At 38.2% G+C, this 21,800-nt stretch carries 19 protein-coding genes; 11 read left to right on the plus strand and 8 right to left on the minus strand.

The window, feature by feature from the left end:
• The first annotated feature begins 23 nt into the window (after positions 1-23).
• Both H3T46_RS03240 and H3T46_RS03245 read left to right on the plus strand, forming a co-directional pair.
• Positions 24-1,091, plus strand: coding sequence for a hypothetical protein (locus H3T46_RS03240; protein ID WP_198197382.1), 1,068 nt, complete (start codon positions 24-26; stop codon positions 1,089-1,091).
• A 150-nt stretch (positions 1,092-1,241) separates the two neighbouring features.
• Positions 1,242-2,315, plus strand: a complete 1,074-nt coding sequence (locus tag H3T46_RS03245; protein ID WP_198197383.1) for a hypothetical protein — start codon at positions 1,242-1,244, stop codon at positions 2,313-2,315.
• Positions 2,316-2,320: 5 nt separating this feature from the next.
• On the opposite strand, the gene H3T46_RS03250 is transcribed toward H3T46_RS03245, so the two are convergent.
• From H3T46_RS03250 to H3T46_RS03275, 6 genes are all read right to left on the minus strand, one after another.
• The gene (locus H3T46_RS03250) at positions 2,321-2,713 is read right to left on the minus strand and encodes a DUF3293 domain-containing protein (RefSeq protein ID WP_155565698.1); all 393 of its coding nucleotides are present in this window, start codon (positions 2,711-2,713) and stop codon (positions 2,321-2,323) included.
• 2 nt (positions 2,714-2,715) lie between these two features.
• The gene (gene rodA / locus H3T46_RS03255) at positions 2,716-3,873 is read right to left on the minus strand and encodes a rod shape-determining protein RodA (protein ID WP_155580679.1); all 1,158 of its coding nucleotides are present in this window, start codon (positions 3,871-3,873) and stop codon (positions 2,716-2,718) included.
• Between the two features lie 12 nt (positions 3,874-3,885).
• The gene (gene mrdA / locus H3T46_RS03260) at positions 3,886-5,811 is read right to left on the minus strand and encodes a penicillin-binding protein 2 (RefSeq protein ID WP_122123821.1); all 1,926 of its coding nucleotides are present in this window, start codon (positions 5,809-5,811) and stop codon (positions 3,886-3,888) included.
• Between the two features lie 13 nt (positions 5,812-5,824).
• Entirely contained in the window at positions 5,825-6,406 is a 582-nt protein-coding gene (locus H3T46_RS03265) for a hypothetical protein (protein WP_230873081.1), read from the minus strand.
• A gap of 2 nt (positions 6,407-6,408) precedes the next feature.
• Positions 6,409-7,317, minus strand: coding sequence for a rod shape-determining protein MreC (mreC, locus tag H3T46_RS03270; protein WP_110438295.1), 909 nt, complete (start codon positions 7,315-7,317; stop codon positions 6,409-6,411).
• Positions 7,318-7,453: 136 nt separating this feature from the next.
• Entirely contained in the window at positions 7,454-8,500 is a 1,047-nt protein-coding gene (locus H3T46_RS03275; protein ID WP_110438296.1) for a rod shape-determining protein, read from the minus strand.
• Between the two features lie 478 nt (positions 8,501-8,978).
• Between H3T46_RS03275 and H3T46_RS03280 the strand changes: the two genes are divergently transcribed.
• Positions 8,979-9,308 (plus strand): hypothetical protein, encoded by a 330-nt coding sequence (locus tag H3T46_RS03280; RefSeq protein WP_196424861.1) that lies wholly within the window; start codon positions 8,979-8,981, stop codon positions 9,306-9,308.
• 31 nt (positions 9,309-9,339) lie between these two features.
• Here H3T46_RS03280 and H3T46_RS03285 read toward each other — a convergent pair whose 3' ends face one another.
• On the minus strand, positions 9,340-10,914 hold the full coding sequence (locus tag H3T46_RS03285; RefSeq protein ID WP_198197682.1) for a 2-isopropylmalate synthase: 1,575 nt from the start codon (positions 10,912-10,914) through the stop codon (positions 9,340-9,342).
• A gap of 293 nt (positions 10,915-11,207) precedes the next feature.
• Complete coding sequence (locus tag H3T46_RS03290; RefSeq protein ID WP_198197384.1) at positions 11,208-12,113, minus strand: N-acetylmuramoyl-L-alanine amidase; 906 nt, start codon at positions 12,111-12,113, stop codon at positions 11,208-11,210.
• A gap of 507 nt (positions 12,114-12,620) precedes the next feature.
• On the opposite strand from H3T46_RS03290, the gene H3T46_RS03295 reads away from it, so the two are divergent.
• The 8 genes from H3T46_RS03295 (at position 12,621) to H3T46_RS03330 (ending at position 21,752) form a co-directional block, all read left to right on the plus strand.
• The gene (locus H3T46_RS03295; RefSeq protein ID WP_198197385.1) at positions 12,621-15,137 is read left to right on the plus strand and encodes a ribonuclease E/G; all 2,517 of its coding nucleotides are present in this window, start codon (positions 12,621-12,623) and stop codon (positions 15,135-15,137) included.
• Between the two features lie 135 nt (positions 15,138-15,272).
• Positions 15,273-15,701: an Rrf2 family transcriptional regulator gene (locus H3T46_RS03300; RefSeq protein ID WP_110438610.1), complete on the plus strand. Its 429-nt coding sequence runs from the start codon at positions 15,273-15,275 to the stop codon at positions 15,699-15,701.
• 152 nt (positions 15,702-15,853) lie between these two features.
• A complete protein-coding gene (aspS, locus tag H3T46_RS03305; protein ID WP_198197386.1) occupies positions 15,854-17,671 on the plus strand; it encodes an aspartate--tRNA ligase in 1,818 nt (605 codons plus the stop codon).
• 331 nt (positions 17,672-18,002) lie between these two features.
• Positions 18,003-19,424: an amino acid permease gene (locus tag H3T46_RS03310; RefSeq protein ID WP_155580684.1), complete on the plus strand. Its 1,422-nt coding sequence runs from the start codon at positions 18,003-18,005 to the stop codon at positions 19,422-19,424.
• 67 nt (positions 19,425-19,491) lie between these two features.
• A complete protein-coding gene (locus tag H3T46_RS03315) occupies positions 19,492-19,716 on the plus strand; it encodes a sulfurtransferase TusA family protein (RefSeq protein ID WP_155565706.1) in 225 nt (74 codons plus the stop codon).
• 101 nt (positions 19,717-19,817) lie between these two features.
• Positions 19,818-20,048 carry an exodeoxyribonuclease VII small subunit gene (locus H3T46_RS03320; RefSeq protein WP_110438302.1) on the plus strand — a complete coding sequence of 77 codons (231 nt, stop codon included), beginning with the start codon at positions 19,818-19,820 and terminating at the stop codon, positions 20,046-20,048.
• A 17-nt stretch (positions 20,049-20,065) separates the two neighbouring features.
• Positions 20,066-20,974: a polyprenyl synthetase family protein gene (locus H3T46_RS03325; RefSeq protein ID WP_155565707.1), complete on the plus strand. Its 909-nt coding sequence runs from the start codon at positions 20,066-20,068 to the stop codon at positions 20,972-20,974.
• Positions 20,975-21,002: 28 nt separating this feature from the next.
• The gene (locus H3T46_RS03330) at positions 21,003-21,752 is read left to right on the plus strand and encodes a TlyA family RNA methyltransferase (RefSeq protein WP_198197387.1); all 750 of its coding nucleotides are present in this window, start codon (positions 21,003-21,005) and stop codon (positions 21,750-21,752) included.
• Positions 21,753-21,800 lie beyond the last annotated feature (48 nt).

The raw sequence follows: 21,800 nt of genomic DNA on the forward strand, positions 1-21,800 counted from the left end.
AACTTTGATTGAGGAATTTTTTGATGCATCGTCGTTTCATACAAACCCCTGTATCTCAATTTTTATTGTTTTGCAATAATACTAAAATAAATTTTTCGTTAATTTGCATCTCAGTGATATTTACTTCACATTACACATATGCAAGCAATGCGTCTAAATCCGATATAAACAATTCATCAATCAATAATATATCCGACAGTGTCAATGTATTGGATGAACAACGATATACGGGTTCCCTTCTTTCCCCTTCAGGTGCCATTACCAAGGCAGGTATCCTTGCTTTGGAACCGTATCTCCAATCTACAATCAGCCGTGGGGCCTATCAATCTGATGGCAGTGTCAAAAATAGCAAACACAGGACAGATTCAGCGGATAGTTTCCTTTTGATCAAATACGCCATTACCGATAATCTGACCATTCAGGCAACCCCACAGGTTAATTATGCCTGGAACGGTAAAACCACATCCAGCAGTGTACATATTTCTGACTTGCCTGTAGAATTTCAATATCGCTGGATTGACCAGGATAACGCACATTATCGACCCAGTTTCACGACTTTCCTGGGCATGAATTTTCCTACCGGCAATTTTGATCAGTTGAACCGTTCCCTTGATGCTTTTGGAAGTGGACAATATACCCTACGTTTTGGTCTTCATTCCCAAGCTGCCTATGAAATATTTCATCGCGCCATACGCTTCCGCTGGTGGGGTGTAGGTCGAAAACCTATTAATCACCGAAATATCAAGGGGATAAGCAACTATGGTACAGATCAGGGTTTTGCAGGCACAGTCAGAGGTGGCTTATTTGGCAACGCCGGATTTTCATTTGAATTTGGAATAACCAAAGCATGGGTATTAGCCTTTGACTTTCAGTATGATTGGGCTCAGGGGACACATATTAAGGGAAATTATAATCACCAGCGTTATTTACGCCATATCACTGGTGCCTCTCATGATTTTCAAATCGCTCCTGGTATAGAATATAACTTTACACCGGCCGTTGGACTTATCGCTGGTGCGGCATTGACCGTTGACGGCCATAATACCAATGATTTCATTCAACCTCAATGTGCCGTGAACATCGTTTTTTAATCTGATAAAATTTAACTTTTCATCAATATTGCAACCGTAAGCGATTGAACTATATAGAATAAGCAACTATCTGATAACCTTATAATTTATAACAATTATAAGGTCATTTTATAGAAGCATTATGAATTATCCCTGACTAGGAGCCATTTTATGACTCAAATTTTCAGCAATTCCTGTATTCTATTTCGTATGCTTAAAAACAGAATTAAAATTAGTTATTTTTGTTTTGGTTTTCTCGGTTTACTCACCCCTTCTGTTAACATATACGCTGTCCCGAACGACATTGCGCTTGAAGCTACACAAGAGGAAAACAAGGAAGATACAGGTTCCAAAATTTTACAGGAACAAAGATATACGGGTTCCTTGTTGGCACCATCCGGGGCATTGGTCAATGCCGGGACTTTTGTTATCGAACCGTATATGCAAAACACAATAAGCCGTGGTGCCTATCAGGCAAATGGAAAAACCAAAAATTCCAAACATAGAACTGACAATACCCTGAATTATACATTAGTTAAATATGCAGCAACCGATCGCCTGTCAGTTCAGATTGTGCCCCAGATCCGCTATACCTGGAACGGTCACACAACAGCTAGTACAGTTCATTTCTCAGATTTACCTTTTGAGATTCAATATCGTTGGATTGATCAAGAAGATGCCCATTACCAACCTAGCCTAACTACTGTCCTTGGCATGATCTTTCCAACAGGCAATTATAACAATCTTGGTCGTCATTTGGACGGTGCAGGAACAGGCAATTATACGCTGAGATTTGGATTGCAGTCCCAAGCCGCATATCAGGTATTTGATAAAGCCATTCGAGTTCGTGTTTGGGGTATGGGCAGGGAACCTCTGAATTCCGTTAATCTCCGCAATATTAGCAGTTACGGCACTGATACTGGATTTCGTGGAAATGCAAGATCAAAACTTTTTGGCAATACAGGTTTTTCCCTGGAGTATGGTCTGGACAAAAAATGGTTAATGGCTTTTGACCTTGTTTATGATTGGGCAAAGGGCACTCGAATAAAAGGGAGTTACCTTGATAAACCCAATTCCTATCAACATAAAGTAAATGGTGCCTCCCATGACATTCAGGTTGCACCAGCAATCGAATACAACCCCTCCACCCGCATAGGTATTATTGTTGGAACGGCTTTAACCGTGGATGGGCATAATGCAAATAATTTTGTTCAGCCTCAAATGGCGGTGAACTTTGTTTTCTAGTTCCATCAATTCAGAAATACCAAACGCGATAATCGTTGATCTTGTATAACAACAATCGCGTTTTGACGAAACTTTCTCGCCAATACGATCGCCTTGCTGGGATCCATGGTAACCATAAATAATGGCTCTGAAAAATTTCTTAAAGTTCCTGTCCCTTTTCTGTAATCATAGCCTGACAAATACAAGGAAAGTTTTTGCATCATGCGCTTGTTCCATCCCTTGGCCTTTATTCTTCCTCCCGGGTTACAGGCACTCATCATAACCAGTTTCTTACTTTTATAGCGTTTGGGTAAATTTAAAGGATAGTGCCCTATTCTGATTTTAACAGTTCCAGCCTGATATATACTTTTAATATAGTTAGATCTAATTTTATTTGTCGCAGGTAATATTCCAGTCATTGTTATATCTTTTTATAAGATTGATCTTCACCAAATGTTGAATTTTTATGAACTTGTACAGATAATAAAAGACCAAATCCAAACATTACCGTCAGCAGGGCTGACCCTCCATAGGATACCATTGGTAACGGCACACCCCCCACGGGTATGGCACCCATAACCATTGAAAGATTAACTGCACAATAAAAAAAGAAATTCATCGTGATCCCCAATGCAAGCAAGCGACCAAACTGATTACGTGACCGCATGGCGATAACCATGCCCCCCACAATAATTAACAGTAATAACCCTATAACACAGATTCCCCCCACAAAACCCCATTCCTCTGCAATCATCGTAAAGATGAAATCAGTTTGTTTTTCTGGTAAGAAATTCAATTGCCCCTGTGTACCATGCAAATATCCCTGTCCCCACATTCCACCAGATCCCAATGCTATTTTTGACTGGATGATATTATATCCCGCTCCTAATGGATCATTTTCAGGGTGCATAAAAGTGGTAATCCTCGCTTTCTGATAATCATGCAAATGATTATAAACCAACTTCATGACAAACGGGATCGGTGTTAGTAACAAAAGAATCAAATACCAGCGCATACCTGCCGCAAAAAAAATAACAGCCCCTATACAACCTATAATAACCGCTGTGCCCAAGTTCGGTTCTTTTAATACAAGAACAACAGGTAATAATACAAGGATTGCAGGAATAATCAGGCGTAATGGATTTGCCATCTGCTTCCAGCTAATTTTGTAAAACCAGCTGGACAATAAAAGAACCAAGGCAATTTTCATTAATTCAGAAGGTTGCAAGGCAATACCACCAATTATAATCCAGCGCTCTGCTCCTTTACCCACATGCCCCATATGCAATACTGCAACCAATAACATTACAGCCAGTCCATAAAGAGGCCAAGCCAGTTTTACCAATATTTGCGGAGGAGTTAACGCCAACCCTATCATGATTATAAAACCCACGCAAAATTTAACAAATTGTGAATGAGCATAAGGATGGGAAGATCCTCCCCCAGCGGAATATTGGGCAAAATAACCAACCATTGCAAGAAGGCAAATCATTCCAACAAACAACCAGTTAACTCGCCAAAGCTTGCCCAGAATTCTAAAATTTGGTTCTGCTCTTAATAAACGTTTCTCAAAAACCATTATGTCTATACTTCATTCAACTTCAGATGGTTTTGAATCACCTGTTTCCGTTCTTGTATTTTTAGACTGATCTTTTTCCCAATTTTTTGCAGGATCACACTTTAATGTTGCAACCATCATCTCACGTGCCAAAGGCGCCGCAACAGAAGCCGCAGCATTACCATGTTCAACAATTAAAGAAATCGCATATTGTGGATCATCATAAGGGGCAAAACAAATAAACAACGCATGAGGACGATATTTCCATGGCAAATTAGCAGAATTGAAATGGCCACTTTCTCTCAATGCACGGGAAACACTCTTTACCTGTGCCGTACCCGTTTTTCCAGCCAATAACATACCATGATAATCCATTTTTGCTTTTGCACCCGAACCTTTGTTTTCATTGACTACAGCATACATTCCAAATCTGATCATTTTTAGAAAATCAGGCTTGATATCCAGTTTTTGCCAATAATTTGGATCTGCTTGCGGAACCAAAATATTATTACGTTTCCTAATAAGATGCGGATCAATTTTTTTACCCGTGGCAATTCTCGCCACATAAGTGGCAAGCTGTAATGGGGTTACATGAACAAATCCCTGTCCAATACCGCTGACGATTGTATCACCTACATTCCAGTGATGTCCTCGGGACTCACGCCATTTAGGAGTGGGAATTAACCCGGAACGCACATGAGTCAACTCAATCGGCAACTCCACTCCCAAACCGAGCTTATCACATGTGGCATGAATTGCTTCCATTCCCGTCCTGCGGGCAACCTCGTAAAAATATACATCACAAGAATATTTTAGGGCACCATGCAAATCAAGTGACCCATGTCCATATTTATTCCAGCAATGAAACCGGCTTCCCCCATAATCATAATAACCCGGGCAATGAATACGCGTATTTTCCGTAATCGTTGAAGCTTCAAGCGCAGCTAGGGCAACAGCAGGTTTAAAGGTTGAACCGGGAGGATAAGAACCTGCCACTGCCTTGTTTGTTAAGGGACTCCTTTCATCTTGAATCCAGGTCTTCCATTGTGCATGACTGACACCACTGTCAAATAAGGAAGGATCAAAAGATGGATTACTGACCATTGCCATCACTTCCCCATTCCGACAATCTAAAACAACTGCGCTGGCGGATTGGTCCGCGACGATTGAGGAAATTTCCTTTTGCAATTCAACATCAATGGTCAAAGCCACATCCTGGCCCTGGATACTATCAACATGGCCTAATTCTGTAATGATATGTCCCACGGAATCTACTTCAACCTGAACCTCACCGGCCTTTCCACATAGATCATTTTCCTGAGTCTGCTCGATCCCGGACCGACCCACTCGCATACCTGGCAAAGCCAAAATGGTATTCTGTGCAATGTCTTTATCATTTGGGGGCGCTACATAACCGACAATATGAGCCAACAAACCTTCCAATGGATAAAGTCTTTTAGTACCCACATCAATGACAATACCTGGTAGGGAAGGCGAATTCACCTCGATAATCGTCATTTCGTCACGAGACAGAAAATCTTTCAACATAATGGGTATAAAACGACGTTGATGATCCAAATTCCATTGTATACGGGCATAATCATGCTCATCCAAGGAAATTAAATCAGCAAACCGTTCTATCACATCAGAAACATTGTCTGTTTCTTCAGGTATAAGCATGGCCCTCCAATTTATCTTGTTATTGGCAAGAATAGCCCCGAAACGATCAAGGATACGTCCACGAGGTGGAGACAATAACCTTTTGCTTATAAGGTTTTTCTTGGCCATTTTTATATATCGATCGCCATTTACAACCTGCAATTTATAAAGACGATTAGCCAATAAAGACAAGATCCCTGTTTGAGCCGCTAGAATCAAAATTGCCCGCCGCGTAAATACACGTCGCGAATTCGTATCTGACAATACATTTCTGATACGATAGGGTAATCTTTTCTTCATTTTACAAGTTGTTCTACACCTGTTCGGGATCAGCTATGGTACGATGGGCCCAGGTAAACATGATTGATAAGAGCGGATAAAATCCTATAGCAAAAACCATCTCAAATATAAAGTATGAAACTGAAACCAGCTTTAAACTTAACAAAGAAATCAACAGCCATTGTATAAAAAAAACACTCAATGCAATTATTGAAAAAATTAACCAGACTATTAAAAAATTATATCTTGCCAGACGAAAACGCTGCGTGATTGCCATTCCATAAACAATAAGTAAAATGAAAATCACAACACCAGGTGAGGAAAAGTTTAGGAGATCAATAAGAAACCCCAGAAAAAAAACACCAATTGCCGGCATGGAAGTTGGACGATAAATTGACCAAAAATAAACCGATGATATCACAATAGCCAATAAAAGTTCATTACGGCCAGGAATATTCAAGGGAACTGAAAAGATTAAAATTACAAACAGATTAAATCCCATAGGAACCATCCAACGAATGACAGCATCAATTTTTTGACACCTCGTTAAAGAAGGACGTATCCCTGGATGCCTTTTATGTGTTTTACTTTCAGATGATTTTTCTTTTTTAATCATTCCTAATCATGGCCTAGTAATTCAGGATTGGCGACGGGCCTAGTTTTCATCTTCTTTTTAGCCAGATTTACACGTCCCGGTGCATCAGGTGGAATGATATCATAATTTTTAAAATCAAAAATTCGAACAATTCTCAGACTTTCCAATGAAGTGTAAGGCACAACAACGGGATGTCCAGGTTCAAGATAATGTACGAAACCAACAGGAATTCCAGTCGGAAAAGCATTTCCTTTATTGTCAGTCAAAACTTTCTCCCCTTCAGTTGGAGGTTTATCTTCCGGGTAAAAAATCAATTTGGGATAAAGACTGTTATCACCAGCCATAATCGCCTGTACATGTGAACTCATTAAATTAACAGGAATTCGACTGGCAAGATCATTGATTAAGAGTATCCTGGCAGAACGATCACCAATTTCTGTCACTCTACCTATCAAACCGAAACCACTCAAGGCAATTTCACCGGCGTGCACGCCATGCCCCGGTTGTAGCATCACCAAAACTGCCTTATGATAAATTCCGCTTCCATCTGCGGCAACATGTGCGGTAATATAGGATATTGTCGGATCGGGTATCCAATGCAATTGATTTTTCAATTCAACATTTTCCTCTGCCAATCCTATTGCAACATGATACCATCCCTTAAGTTGCGCATTTTCCTCTTCAAGTTTCTTTTTTTCCTGAGAAATATTTTTAACTGTATTAACATTCAGAAAAAAACCATGAACAATATCAAACGGTCTCTCCACCAAAACATAGGCAGGCAAAAGAAAATCAATAACTTTTAACCGTATATCTTCTATTAATTTGGGTTTTGCCTGACCAAGCAACATGATTAAACTCGCCATTACAAATAAGAATGGTAAGATTAATTTTGCCAACGCTTGCTTGATTTGAATGGATATAGGAATCATTATCGTAATATTTTTACGTTATTTTTCATTTTAAACCAGCTACTTAATATATAAGATGAGCAATATACCAAACTGTATATTGCTTATTAATATTAACGCTATTTTTTATATTTTCTCAATTATGTTGACGTAACAACTAATACATAGTTGTTAAAACATTCCTAAGCTTTTTCATTTCCTCCAATGCACGTCCTGTTCCCAAAGCCACACAGTCCAATGGATTTTCTGCAACAATAATAGGTAACCCTGTCGCCTGTCGCAAAACATCATCCAGTCGAAGCAATTGACTGCCCCCACCTGTCAACATAATACCTTTATCAACAATATCTGCAGCCAGTTCCGGAGGGGTATTTTCTAAAGCAACGGATACTGCCTCGACAATTTGAGAAACCGGTTCAGCCAAACTATCGGCAATTTGCTCCTGGGAAACCAAAACTTCCCTTGGCACTCCATTCATCAAATCTCGGCCTTTTACTTCACGCCAAGGCCCGCCATCCTCCTTGGAGGAATCGGGAATAGCGGCTCCCAGTTCCATTTTCAATTTTTCCGCTGAACTCTCTCCAATTAAAAGATTATGATTACGACGTATATAGGCAATGATGGCATCATCCATTCGGTCACCACCAACTCGAACGGAACGCGCATAAACAATTCCCCCTAGGGAAATTACTGCAACCTCGGTCGTACCTCCTCCGATATCAACAATCATGCTGCCAGAGGGTTCCGTAACTGGCAAACCGGCCCCAATTGCAGCAGCCATAGGTTCTTCAATCAGCTGAACCCGTCGAGCACCTGCACTTTCTGCGCTTTCCTGAATAGCTCGCCTTTCAACGGCCGTTGATCCCGATGGAACACAAATTACGATTTGCGGGCTGGCAAACATACGACGATTATGCACTTTATGTATGAAATGCTTAATCATCTCTTCCGCAACTTCAAAATCCGCAATGACACCATCCCGCATTGGCCGTATAGCAGTTATATTACCAGGCGTTCTTCCCACCATATTTTTGGCCTCTTCCCCAACGGCCAAAACCTGCTTTTTCCCACGAACATCAGCAATGGCAACAACTGATGGTTCATTCAATACTATTCCACGACCTTTGACATAGACTAGTGTATTAGCCGTTCCAAGATCAATTGCCATGTCTGCAGACATAAAACCAAACAGACGAGAAAACATCCAAAACTCCCGACAACAAACTTATAATTCTAACAAAAATTTGTCTTAAATTTCTATCATCACAATTTGATAGAAATTACCAACCCCTACTTTTCACAGTATTTCCTTTCGACTTACTCATTTACAACCAATGGAGCAAGCGTTATCTGGCAAATGCTATATAGCCTTATATATTATTTTTACTTTAAAGTATCGTTCACTAAAAAAAAATGTAAAAAAATCATTTCCTACAATGTAATTACCTATTTTGACTAATATTTTTCTCATTTAAATAAAAAATCATTTTAAAAATAAAAACGAATCGAAAATATAATTATTTAAACCCCCTTAGCATATTATTTATGTTTCACTGTTTATACGTTTTATTCTGACTTTTTTATGTCTTTTTAAAAATTTATTTTAATAATCAAAAATCAAATTTTCATAAAAATGACAAAAAACATGTTTTATATAAATAAATAACAAGGAGAATTTATAAATGTTTAGAGTTAGCAAACAAACTTTTTTGGGGTTTTCAACCGTTATATTATCTGTTTCTTTTTTAACTGCCTGTGATAATGGCTATAGTGCTGGTGGAAGGGCAGGAACTGGTGCACTTATTGGTGGCGGAACCGGAGCAGCCATCGGGGCCCTTGCAGGAGGGGGAAGAGGAGCCGCTATTGGAGCTTTATCTGGTGGAGCGTTAGGGGCAGGTGTTGGCGCTTTGACAACACCTAATCGTCCAGGACCCAATTATAATAATCAGTACTATCAAAACCAACAATATCGTCAGCAACCAGTTAATAATTACAATTCATCCCGTCGTTAATCAAAAACGGCGTCAAAACGCCGTTCCATTTTTAAGAAACGTTTTCTGGTTTCTGTCGCTGACGCTTTGTTAACAATTTATTTAAAGCATGGACATAGGCCTTAACAGCAGAAACCACGGTATCAACATCTGTTCCTTGACCATCAACTGTTTTGCCATTTTCTTCCAACCTTACAGTTGTTTTTGCCTGTGCATCCGTTCCCTGCGTAACAGCCCCGATCGAAAATAGGGATAATGTTGCTTCAGGATGAGGGAAAATTTTCCTAATCGCATTGAAAGCTGCGTCAACCGACCCGCTATTTCCCGTAAATTCGATTTTTTTATTTTGTTTGTTAACTTCAAGAGTCAATAAAACCTCAGAAGCTCTTATCCCACTTTTAATTGACATATCAATAAACCGGATAAATTCATGATCTCTGACTTCATCATCAACCAAAGCCGAAATATCATCATCGTAAACCGTCTTCTTTTGATCAGCCAACGTCTTGAATCGCTGAAACGCCTCGTTTAATTTCTCATCAGAAAATTCATCATATCCCAATGATTTTAATTTGTCCCTAAAAGCAGCTCGACCCGAATGTTTACCCAAAACAAAAGAGGAACGGTTCCAGCCTACACTTTCAGGTGTCATGATCTCGTAGGTTTCTGCATTTTTCAACATTCCATCTTGATGGATACCACTTTCATGTGCAAATGCGTTTCTACCTACAATTGCCTTATTCGGTTGCACATCGAACCCGGTAATCGTTGATAAAGTCCGTGAGGCATTTAATAATTTCTTAGAAATTATCCTGTTATCATAAGGAAATTCATCATGACGTGTCCGTAAAATCATTGTTATTTCTTCCAGGGCAGCATTCCCGGCTCGTTCACCAATTCCATTGATCGTACACTCAACTTGCCTTGCTCCACCTTGCAGTGATGCGATAGTATTAGCCACCCCTAATCCCAAATCATTATGGTTATGACAAGAAAAAATGACCTGATCAGCACCTGGAACCCGTTCCAACAAATCTTTAAATATACGACGCATATCTTCAGGAGTTGAATAACCAACCGTATCAGGAATGTTAATTGTTGTCGCTCCATTTTTAATGGCCACTTCAACACAGCGACATAAAAAGTCTGGGTCTGTGCGTGATCCATCCTCCGCTGACCATTGAACGTCATCTGTAAATTGTCTGGCCTTTTTATTTCCATCGGCAATAATTTCCAAAACGGTTTCAGGTTTCATACGCAATTTATATTTCATATGCAGTGGAGAAGTCGAAATGAAATTATGAATACGTTTACGCTTGGCCGGTTTTAAAGCTTCCCCTGCCTTTTCAATATCATTTTTACCACCTGAACGTGCCAAGCTACAAATAACTGAATCTTTGATTAGCTCAGCAATTCTGTAAACGCTTTCAAAATCTCCTGTTGACGCTACGGGAAATCCTGCCTCGATTACATCAACTCCTAATTCAGTCAATATTCTAGCCATTCTCAGTTTTTCATCCAAATTCATTGAAAAACCAGGGGACTGTTCACCATCACGTAACGTTGTATCAAAAAAAATAACTCTATTTTTGTCAATTTTTCCAAATGATGGATGATTTATATTCATATCCGATGAACCTTCATAATCGTTTACAGGCATATTCTGGACGTAACTCACGCCCTCAGTTTGCCTATGAAAAAATAAATTTTTAAAGGAAATTACAAAAAAAACCCCTAAATAAGATAATCTATTTTACAAGATTATCTTACCTAGGGGCTGCTAAGTTGAAAGATCAAACAAAACACAGATATCCGTTCTCTATTTTTAAAATAGAAAAAAATTTTTTCCATAAGAGAGAATACCATAAATTTCATGCTGATATGACATCACTTTTCCCCAAAAAAAGCAAGTCCTATTTTCTAGCCCGTTAAATGTGTTACACTTCCGCCAATTGTAAAATACCGATCAACAGCATTTTTCATGGACATGGCTATTAACTGTCTATATGAAGACTGACGTAAAGCGGCCTCATCTTTACGATTAGACATAAACCCCATTTCAACAAGAATTGATGGAATGTTTACCGATTTCAAAACCACAAAAGCGGCATGTCTTTTGGGATTAGGCAATAAACCAACACGGGAATTAAACGATAAGACAACATTTTGCGCCATTGCTGCTGATTCTTTTTTTGTTTCCATTTTAACCAGACTGGCCAATATCTTTTCCACCGCTGGAGAAGTTACATGAATATTGGGGCCACCATAACGATCAGCTTGATTTTCAACTGAAGCCAATGCAGCAGATTGTGCATCAGATGCATGATTGGATAAAGTATAGACACTTGCACCTCGCACAGATGAATTCCGCAAGGCATCCGCATGCATCGATATGAAAAGGTTCGCCCCTTTTTTCTGGGCAAAATCTACACGTCCATTCAAGGGAATAAAATGATCTGAGCTTCTTGTCAGATAAACTTGATATCGTCCGGAGCGTCTCAACTGATTGGCAAGTTCCACAGCCGTAGCGTATGCAACATGTTTTTCATAGGTTCCAGAATATCCTATGGCTCCAGGATCCTTTCCACCATGACCAGGATCCAGCACAATTAATGGTAAAGCAGGTCTGGCTTTGCCAATGATAGCTGGCGTCTTGGTTTTACCTTTGAATGTCCTCACCTTGGAAGTGGATTTAACTTGATTACGACCTTTTCCAGTTGTTCCAATTCTTTTTTGCCTTTTTTGTTTCATGGCAAATGAAAAGGAAGGAAACAAAACTCCTATTGACATTAATAACGTATTTCGTCTGGAAAAATTTAAAGCCATTTCAATCTATATTACCTTATCAAAATGTATATTAATAATGTTAATTCATGTCTAAAAATCTGTATACCCGAAATAGGATTCAGTGTATAATTCGACATTATTGCAATAATTCTACATTTTTTTTGATCAAAAGCCATAAATCACGTTTTTAGCAACAAAAAACCTTTGCTTTCATAGCGCGTTTTGAGATATTAAAATGATTATAGGTCTTTATTTTTAATAACAAATCAATAACCTATAAAGTCCTATAAATTATTGTTTATTTTTGATAGCGAAAATATGTCCATTTAATATTTACGAAAATTTAATGAAAGCAATCTAGAATTTAAAATTATTTTAAATCTTATAACAATTCAGAAATAAACAAAAAATGATCGAAATTCCTAATTAAAAATGCTTCATGGTTACATTTCCCTTAAGACGATAATTAAAAACATGTTTCCAACAAAAAGCATTTCTTCAAAAAACTATGGATTGTGACTACAATCACCGGAGTATTAGTAAAACATGAATAAAAAAATGCTGATTGATGCCAGCTATAAAGAAGAAACACGCGTCGTGATCCTTGATGGCAATTACATCGAGGGATATGATATTGAAAATTCCGCAAAGAAACAAATAAAAGGTAATATCTACCTAGCCAAAGTAATCAGAATTGAACCCAGTCTACAGGCTGCTTTTGTTGATTATGGTGGAAATCGCCATGGTTTTTTAGCTTTTAATGAAATTCACCCTGATTATTATCAAATTCCCGTTGCAGACCGAAAAAAACTGCTGGAAATCCAAGAATTAAATAAAATGGAGGAAGAACCAAATCCGAATCAAGAATTGGATCCAGATCAGCCTTCCTATTATGAAGACATGGTTCATTCCCATAATAGCATAATCAAGAACTATAAAATTCAGGAAGTTATTCATAAAAGACAAATTATCCTCGTTCAAGTGGTAAAAGAAGAACGTGGAAATAAAGGCGCGGCATTAACAACCTATCTATCTTTGGCAGGACGCTATTGTGTTTTAATGCCAAATTCCTTACGGAATGGCGGAATTTCTAGAAAAATCACTTCACCATCTGAAAGAAAACGGTTGAAGGATATTATCACTGAACTGAATATCCCATCACATATGGGAATGATTATCCGTACTGCAGGAGCCCAATGCCCAAAAGCAGATACCCTAAAAGATGGGGAATATCTGCTTCACTTATGGGATGAAATACGCAATCTAACCATGAAGTCGATTGCGCCAGCTCTTATTTATGAAGATTCCAACTTATTGAAATTGACATTACGTGATAATTATACACAAGATATTAATGAAATTTTGATAGATGGCGAGGATGCTTGGTCTCAAGCGAGAGATTATATGCGTGCATTGATGCCGCAAAATGTACATAAGCTTCATCTGTGGAGAGATCAAAAACAATCTCTTTTTTCTTATTACAAGGTTGAAAATTTAATTGATCAAATGCTTTCCCCGATTGTCCAACTAAAATCAGGGGGATATTTAGTCATTAATCAAACAGAGGCTTTGGTTGCTATTGATGTAAATTCAGGCCGTTCAATCAAGGAAAAAGATCTTGAAGAAACTGCATTGAGAACCAATCAGGAAGCCGCCAACGAAATTGCACGCCAGTTAAGGTTGAGAGATCTGGCTGGATTAATCGTTATCGATTTCATTGATATGGAGAACAAGAAGCATAATTATATTGTTGAACGTCGTTTGAAATCTCTACTTCACAAAGACCGTGCACGAATTCAGATCGGTTCCATCTCCTCCTTTGGCTTACTGGAAATGACCCGTCAAAGGTTACGTCCCTCTATTGCTGAATTTGCCTTCACTCCATGTTCCGCTTGTAATGGAACAGGTATTATTCGAAGTGACGCCAATATTTCTTTACAAATCATCAGACAGATTGATGAAGAAGCTCGTAAAATCAAACCAGGAATTTTAACCGTTTCCATTTCATCCGGTGAAATTGCCTTGAATATTCTCAACCAAAAACGGAAATGGCTGGCGGATATTGAAAGGAAATATAAAATCAAGATTGAATTTGCAATTGATTCAACCCTTTCCTCTCATAATGTCCGTTTTTCAAGCAAAACTGATTCCTCACTTGATATGGAACCTGATGATGAAATGCTTCAATCTACACCAAATGTAGTTCAGGAGAATCTTTTTGTCAGGGAAATACCAATCCAATCCTATCTTGAATATCAGACAAATTCAAAAACAGATTATAGACAAGATGAGATAGAGGATAAAGTTATTGATCTAAAACCTGAATCAAAAGCATTACGTCAAAATTCTGTCTCCATAGAACTTAAACAAGACGATACAAATCTCGATTCTTATTCGGAACAATATAAAGAAAACAAAAAAACATACAGTAATTCCAGGGACAAAAAACAACCCCATCATTCCCGTCGTAACCGTTATAAAAGAGGACAAGGTAAGGCTCAAAAAAATAATGACTTTACTCCCATTCTTGAGGCTGAACCTATACCAGAACCTGTCATCAATGAAAAACCTGAAGAAATAACTGTGACTCCAACCTTTGTTTCAATTGAAATTGATGCCGACAAAAGCCAGAATCAGCATGAAGAAACTGAATCTTTGATAAATCAAGTTATTGATAATTCTGACGCTGTAAATAAAGAGGATGAAACTTCAGATAATCTGGAAATAAAAGAGGAAAAACCCGCTCCAAAACGTCGACGAGCTACTAAAACCACCAAATCCACAGGCACCACCAAAACGACACGTAAAAGAGCATCAAGCAAAAAAGAGTCAAAAGAAAACGAAACCGAAGAAAAATCGGATAATTCGGATAATAAAGAGGAAAAGGAAACGAAGATCAAAAAAACTACCAGAGCACGTACAACTACAGCCAAAAAAACAACGGTTCGAAAACCCAAAAAAACCAAGGAAGCTGATGAAAATAACGAACAACCCTTAATTCAGCCCATTGTCATAGATGACACACCGACCAAAACGCCACGTTCCGGCTGGTGGAAACGGTAATTTTCGTTTTTTATAAAGGCTTAAAAGAATTACTTTTAAGCCTTTATTATTATGCCAAAACAAAAATTCATTCAAACTTTTTGTAAATGTATATATAATATACATATTCGAAACAATAAAAGTTATCAACATATTATGCAACTTTCCCGATATACAGATTATGCGTTAAGAACCCTGATCTATTTACATGTTCATCATGATCGGCTTTGTTCTATCCATGAAATTGCGACTTGTTATTCGATTTCACAAAATCATCTAATGAAAATTGTCCATAGATTGGGTAAACAAGGGTTTATCAAAACATTGCGTGGAAGAAATGGAGGATTAACTTTAAACAAAGATGCTGGCAGTATCAAACTTGGGGACATTATTCGCAATACAGAAGAAGATGAAACCTATGTCAAATGCGATCAATGCCTTATTCAATGCACTTGCAACCTACCTGCATTTTTAATCGAGGCAATGAATAATTTTTATAAAACACTCAATCAATATTCTTTAAACGATCTTTTTAAAAATCCAAAACAACTTGAAGCAATTTTGAAATATATTGAACTAGTCTGAAAACCTAAAGCTCAAAATACTCACTTTTTTTATCATATTAATCAACAGAATTATATGATGTCCTTTTATAATTTTTTAAAAACGTGTAAAGCAATTGATTAATCACTTTATAATCAAAAAATTAATTATTTTAATTTAAACAGGATATATCAATGCATCGCTACCGCACTCATAATTGTGCCGCTCTAAGATCCCAGGATGTTGGATCAACTGTCAAGCTTTCTGGATGGATTCATAGTAAAAGAGATCATGGGGGTTTACTTTTTATCGATTTGCGCGACCATTTTGGTATTACCCAGATTGTTATTCCCGCCAATTCACCTTTGCTGAACACTGCGGAAAGGTTGAGAGTGGAAAGCGTTATTTGCATTACAGGTAAGGTTGTCGCTCGTGAAGGAGAAACCGTTAATCCAAAACTGCCAACAGGACAAATTGAAATTCAGGCTGAAAATCTTGAAATTATTTCCGAAGCTACGGTATTGCCTTTTCAAGTGACTGGCAACGAAAACTATCCAGAAGATTTACGTTTAAAATATCGTTATATCGATCTGCGTCGAGAACGGGTTCATCGCAATCTGATGTTAAGGTCAAACATTATTGCAAGCCTTCGCCATAGAATGATTGAACAGGGTTTCACTGAATTTCAAACTCCTATCCTGACAGCTTCTTCACCTGAAGGTGCCAGGGATTTTCTGGTTCCTGCCCGTCTACATCCTGGAAAATTTTATGCATTGCCACAGGCACCGCAACAATTCAAACAGCTTGCAATGGTGGCTGGTTTTGACCGCTATTTCCAAATAGCCCCCTGTTTCCGTGACGAGGCTGCACGTGCGGATCGTTCTCCGGGAGAATTTTATCAACTTGATTTTGAAATGTCTTTTGTCACTCAAGAAGATGTTTTTGAAACGCTGGAACCTGTTATGGAGGGCATTTTCAAGGAATTTGCACCTACACATACTGTAAGTTCAGCACCCTTTGAACGTATTCCCTATAAACAAGCCATGAAAGAATATGGCAGTGATAAACCAGATTTAAGAAACCCCTTAAAACTTGTTGATGTTTCCGAAGCGTTCAAAAATTCTAGTTTTGGTCTCTTTGCAAAAATTGTTGAGGCAGGAGGAGAAGTTCGTGCTGTTCCCGCTCCTGGTGCAGGATCATTTCCCCGCTCTTTTTTCGATAAGTTGAATAAATGGGCCAGAGAAGAAAAAGCGGGTGGTTTGGGATACATCATCTTTGAAGACAATGGGGCAAAAGGACCAATTGCCAAAAATTTGGATGAAGAACGTTGTGAAATGATCCGCCAGGCCTGTCATTTAAAAAGTGGCGATGCTGTTTTCTTTGTAGCTGGACAAGGCCCTGATATGGTTAAATTTTCCGGTTCTGTTCGAACAAAAATTGCAACAGAACTTGATCTAATTGAGAAAAATGCCTTCCGTTTCTGTTGGATTGTTGATTTCCCTATGTATGAAATCAATGAAGAAACCGGATTGATTGATTTCTCTCACAATCCCTTCTCCATGCCTCAGGGTGGACTTGAAGCACTGATAAACAAGAATCCTTTGGAAATTAATGCATATCAATATGATATCGTCTGCAATGGTATTGAACTTTCTTCAGGTGCAATTCGAAATCATCGACCTGACATCATGATCAAAGCCTTTGAAATTGCCGGATATCCAGAGGAAGAAGTCGAAAAGCGTTTTGGTGGTATGCTAAACGCATTCCGTTATGGAGCTCCGCCTCATGGAGGTGCCGCACCTGGTATTGATCGCATGGTCATGCTTCTGATGGATGAACCCAATATTCGTGAGGTCATTCTATTCCCATTAAATCAACAAGGTGAGGATTTAATGATGGAAGCGCCTGCCCCGATTTCTGCAGAACGATTAAAAGAATTGTCCTTGGCAATCAGTGTACCAAAAGTGGCAGTAAAAAAATCTAATGAAACTGTTGAAAAAGATAAAAAATAAATGACAATTTCAGCCGCTCCAATATATTTTATAGAGTGGCTAGAAACAATTAAATTGTTGAAAATTTCGAAATGATACTTTATTGAAAAATTTCAGACGTTCTAAATTTAGGTATCAATAATGAAATTTATCTATAACAAAATTACATAAGTAACATTATCGTGATTAATTCTTTATAATACTCAACCTTTAAAAACTCAAATCGCGAAATATAATAACAATTATCTATCTTTAAAGATAATTAAAATTCCTTTATACCTCCTATTTCAGGATTAAATATTACATAACTTTTATTATTACAAAATCAATCTACAAATTTTAATATGGGAAAATGGCATTGCAAGAAAAAAAATCTCAAGAAAAAACAGCCCTTTCATATTCCGATGGGCAATTAGCACACACCCTCCAACGCCGCCATATTATCATGATCTCTATTGGTGGTATTATTGGGGCCGGCCTTTTTGTAGGTGCCTCTGCCTCAATTAAGCAAACGGGACCTGCTGTTCTTTTGTCCTATGTCATTACTGGATTTCTCATTTTTTTTGTTATGCGAATGCTTGGCGAATTAGTTATTGAAAAACCAGAGGCAGGTTCCTTTCTCAATCATATCCGCCGTGGACTTGGCGATCATGTTACATTTATATTGGGATGGGGGTATTGGCTTTTCTGGATTTCTGCCATTGCTGCCGAAGCCATAGCCGGTGGAATTATTTTACTACATTACATGCATATTCCCGAACAATACACATTTCTGGCAACTATGGTTCTGGGACCTTTATTGGTTATTATCATGATGATAACCAATCTATTTTCTGTCAAAGGATATGGTGAATTTGAATTCTGGTTTGCCCTGCTTAAAATCCTAGCCATTACGGCCTTTATTATTCTTGGCGGTATAGCAATAAGCCATTTGGGTGGATATTACACAACAAAAATTAATAATATATGGCATTTCCAAAGCTTTTTTCCAAAAGGCATTCTTGCCGTTTTCACAATCATTCCAACCATTCTATTTACAGTTACTGGATCCGAAGTGGCTACCATAGCGGCAGCTGAATCCGATAAACCTGCAGAGAATGTCGCTTATGCCAGTAAAACAATTATTTTTCGAGTTATCACCTTTTACGTTATTTCAATTGGAATTATTGTCTCTATCCTGCCCTGGAATTACGTAATCCCGGGGATATCACCTTTTCTAATGGTTTTGCAAAAGCTTGAAATTCCATATGCCTCGGATATTATGGCAATGACCATCCTGATTGCTATTCTCTCTTGCTTAAACTCATCTATTTACGCAACCTCCCGTACACTCTTTGAACTGGCAGAATTTAATGATGCACCCAGATGGCTAATTCATACCAATAAAAATGGCGTTCCCAAAAGAGCAATTATTACCGCCTCCATCATCGGTATAATAATTTCGATTTTCTCGGTAATTTCGCCAAAAGTTTTTTTCACTTATATTTTAAGCTGCGCTGGATCCATTATCCTATTTGTCTATATTGCAATCGGTTTATCTGAAATCATAATTCGCTCAAAATTGGAACAAACCAAACAAAAACTAACATTTAAGATGTGGTTTTTCCCTTATCTATCCTGGTTTACAATCATGTCGTTTGCCATGGTGATTCTTGCCATGTTTTTTAATCATGACAGTCGAAATCAAATTACACTCAGCTGCCTTACCTTAATTTTGATAAGTATCTGTCGAATCATTATGTGTCGATACAATAAAATCAAATCTGTGGTTTAAAATTCATCAATTTGCTCATATTTATAATTCTGATAATGTTTTTTAATTTATAGTTACAGGGTTTGATATGGGTGAAATTATTTTAGATCTCAAAGAATTGCGATGCCCCTTACCTATTTTGAAGGCTAATCGGGTTTTACAAACTCTTGAACCTGGGGATTGTTTACGTGTCTTGGCGACAGATCGTCATACAATCAAGGATTTTCATGAATTCTGTCGTAAAACTGGTCATTCACTGATTGCTTTTTCAGAACAGGGAAATAATTTATCTTTTCTGATTAAAAAAAAGTAAAATTGCACAAAACAATTTTTAAATCTATAAATTGGTTTCTTTTTTCAAAAGAGGTATAAAGAAATATTATTTATCAGATATAAACTTGTTGGAAGCTCAACATGACAGATGATCTCTCTTCCCTTTCATTTGAGGATGCACTGAATGAATTGGAAAAAATCGTTCATAATTTGGAAACTGGACAACAAAAACTTGAAGAAGCCATCGTATCTTATGAACGCGGTGCCTTACTTCGACGTTATTGTGAAAAAAAATTAAATGAAGCCGAGGCTCGGGTAAAAATGATTGTCGAAAAAGATAACCAAAGCCTTGATACTGAAACTATTGAATAAATTTAGGGTTAATTACCATGACTTCTGTTGAAGCACAAAATCAGTCTCTTAATCAATCGCTTTCATCACGTGCCCAAAGCCTTGAAACAACACTTGATAAATTCCTTCCCAGAATGAAGGGGGGCGAGGCAAATCTGATTGAGGCAATGCGCTACGCTGTACTTGGGGGAGGAAAAAGATTAAGGGGTTATCTTGTTACAGAAGTCGCTTCTCTCTTCAATATCCCAATGAAAAGCGCGCTTTATGTGGGCGCTTCTGTTGAAATGCTTCATGCCTATTCATTAATTCATGATGATTTACCGGCAATGGATGATGATGATCTGCGTCGGGGAAAACCCTCCACCCATATAAAATTCGGTGAGGCAATTGCCATTCTTGCCGGTGATGCTTTACAAACCAAAGCCTTCGAAATTTTAACGTGGGAAGATGTAAGCGAAAACCCGAATATTCGTATTGAACTGCTTAAGTCCCTTGCTGAAGCAAGTGGATCCAATGGTATGGTCGGTGGACAAGTTATTGATATGGAAGGTGAAAACCGTCATCTGACCCTTCCTGAGGTAATCAACTTGCATGCCATGAAAACAGGCCGCCTAATTTGTTATTCCGCTGAAGCTGGAGCCATTTTAGGCCAGGCAAATGCCGACTTGCGCAATCATATCATCAGCTATGGTCGAGATTTGGGAACAGCTTTCCAGATCGCTGATGACATTCTTGATGCCACGGCAAGTGCAGAGGAACTTGGTAAAACAGCCGGTAAGGATAATGCCTCTGGAAAATCAACATTCGTTTCTTTGCTTGGAATTGAAGATGCAAAAAAGGAAGCAAACAGACTTATCAGTAAAGCTATCCGTCATTTAGAACCTTTCGGATCCGCCGCCGATAATTTACGCGCTTTGGCAAATTATGTTATTACCAGAAGAAATTGATTTACAATAAACAAATACCCATTCAATAATGGCTAACACTAAAAAACGCGTCGATATACTTCTCTTTGAAAGAGGCATGGTTGAAAGTCGTACAAAAGCGCAGGCCTTGATTATGGCGGGGCTGGTTTTTACGAAAGATCGTCGAATTCAAAAGGCAGGGGATATCGTATCTGAAACCATTGAACTTATCATTAAAAATCAAGAACATCCTTGGGTATCGCGTGGTGGTTTAAAACTGGATCATGGATTGAAATCTTTCAATTTATCCCCCAGGGGATTAAATTGCCTTGATATCGGTGCCTCCACAGGAGGGTTTACCGATGTTTTATTAACGAATGAAGCGAATAAGGTATACGCAGTCGATGTTGGGCACGGACAATTGGCATGGAAAATACGTCAGAATACACGAGTGATCGTGAAAGAAAAATGTAATGCCCGCTATCTTACATCGGAAATAATTCCGGATCCCGTTCAAGTCATCGTCTGTGATGCAAGCTTTATTAGTCTAAAAACAATTTTACCTGCCGCATTATCCCTGTGTCAAACTGGCGGATGGGCAATGGCGTTGATCAAACCACAATTTGAAGCTGGACGCGAACATATTGGATCAAAAGGGGTTGTCCGCGATTCTGAGATTCATACAAAAATTTGCCAGGACATTAATAATTGGTGGCAAAATCTGCCCAACTGGCAAGTATTGGGAATTGAGACTAGTCCCATTACCGGCCCTGAAGGCAATAAGGAATTTCTAATAGCCGCACGTAAAGAATCCCCGTAAATCATAAAACAACTTTTCCCTTATATTATTTAAAGTTAATTTTTTGAA

Origin of the sequence: Commensalibacter sp. M0133, from assembly GCF_016101485.1 — a bacterium.
GTDB lineage: Bacteria > Pseudomonadota > Alphaproteobacteria > Acetobacterales > Acetobacteraceae > Commensalibacter > Commensalibacter melissae.

Bases quoted from the DNA above. Each gene is read 5' to 3' on its own strand.
- H3T46_RS03240 (WP_198197382.1), top strand. From the start codon at position 24: ATGCATCGTCGTTTCATACAAACCCCTGTATCTCAATTTTTATTGTTT.
- H3T46_RS03245 (WP_198197383.1), top strand. From the start codon at position 1,242: ATGACTCAAATTTTCAGCAATTCCTGTATTCTATTTCGTATGCTTAAA.
- H3T46_RS03250 (WP_155565698.1), bottom strand. From the start codon at position 2,713: ATGACTGGAATATTACCTGCGACAAATAAAATTAGATCTAACTATATT.
- rodA (WP_155580679.1), bottom strand. From the start codon at position 3,873: ATGGTTTTTGAGAAACGTTTATTAAGAGCAGAACCAAATTTTAGAATT.
- mrdA (WP_122123821.1), bottom strand. From the start codon at position 5,811: ATGAAGAAAAGATTACCCTATCGTATCAGAAATGTATTGTCAGATACG.
- H3T46_RS03265 (WP_230873081.1), bottom strand. From the start codon at position 6,406: ATGATTAAAAAAGAAAAATCATCTGAAAGTAAAACACATAAAAGGCAT.
- mreC (WP_110438295.1), bottom strand. From the start codon at position 7,317: ATGATTCCTATATCCATTCAAATCAAGCAAGCGTTGGCAAAATTAATC.
- H3T46_RS03275 (WP_110438296.1), bottom strand. From the start codon at position 8,500: ATGTTTTCTCGTCTGTTTGGTTTTATGTCTGCAGACATGGCAATTGAT.
- H3T46_RS03280 (WP_196424861.1), top strand. From the start codon at position 8,979: ATGTTTAGAGTTAGCAAACAAACTTTTTTGGGGTTTTCAACCGTTATA.
- H3T46_RS03285 (WP_198197682.1), bottom strand. From the start codon at position 10,914: ATGAATATAAATCATCCATCATTTGGAAAAATTGACAAAAATAGAGTT.
- H3T46_RS03290 (WP_198197384.1), bottom strand. From the start codon at position 12,113: ATGGCTTTAAATTTTTCCAGACGAAATACGTTATTAATGTCAATAGGA.
- H3T46_RS03295 (WP_198197385.1), top strand. From the start codon at position 12,621: ATGAATAAAAAAATGCTGATTGATGCCAGCTATAAAGAAGAAACACGC.
- H3T46_RS03300 (WP_110438610.1), top strand. From the start codon at position 15,273: ATGCAACTTTCCCGATATACAGATTATGCGTTAAGAACCCTGATCTAT.
- aspS (WP_198197386.1), top strand. From the start codon at position 15,854: ATGCATCGCTACCGCACTCATAATTGTGCCGCTCTAAGATCCCAGGAT.
- H3T46_RS03310 (WP_155580684.1), top strand. From the start codon at position 18,003: ATGGCATTGCAAGAAAAAAAATCTCAAGAAAAAACAGCCCTTTCATAT.
- H3T46_RS03315 (WP_155565706.1), top strand. From the start codon at position 19,492: ATGGGTGAAATTATTTTAGATCTCAAAGAATTGCGATGCCCCTTACCT.
- H3T46_RS03320 (WP_110438302.1), top strand. From the start codon at position 19,818: ATGACAGATGATCTCTCTTCCCTTTCATTTGAGGATGCACTGAATGAA.
- H3T46_RS03325 (WP_155565707.1), top strand. From the start codon at position 20,066: ATGACTTCTGTTGAAGCACAAAATCAGTCTCTTAATCAATCGCTTTCA.
- H3T46_RS03330 (WP_198197387.1), top strand. From the start codon at position 21,003: ATGGCTAACACTAAAAAACGCGTCGATATACTTCTCTTTGAAAGAGGC.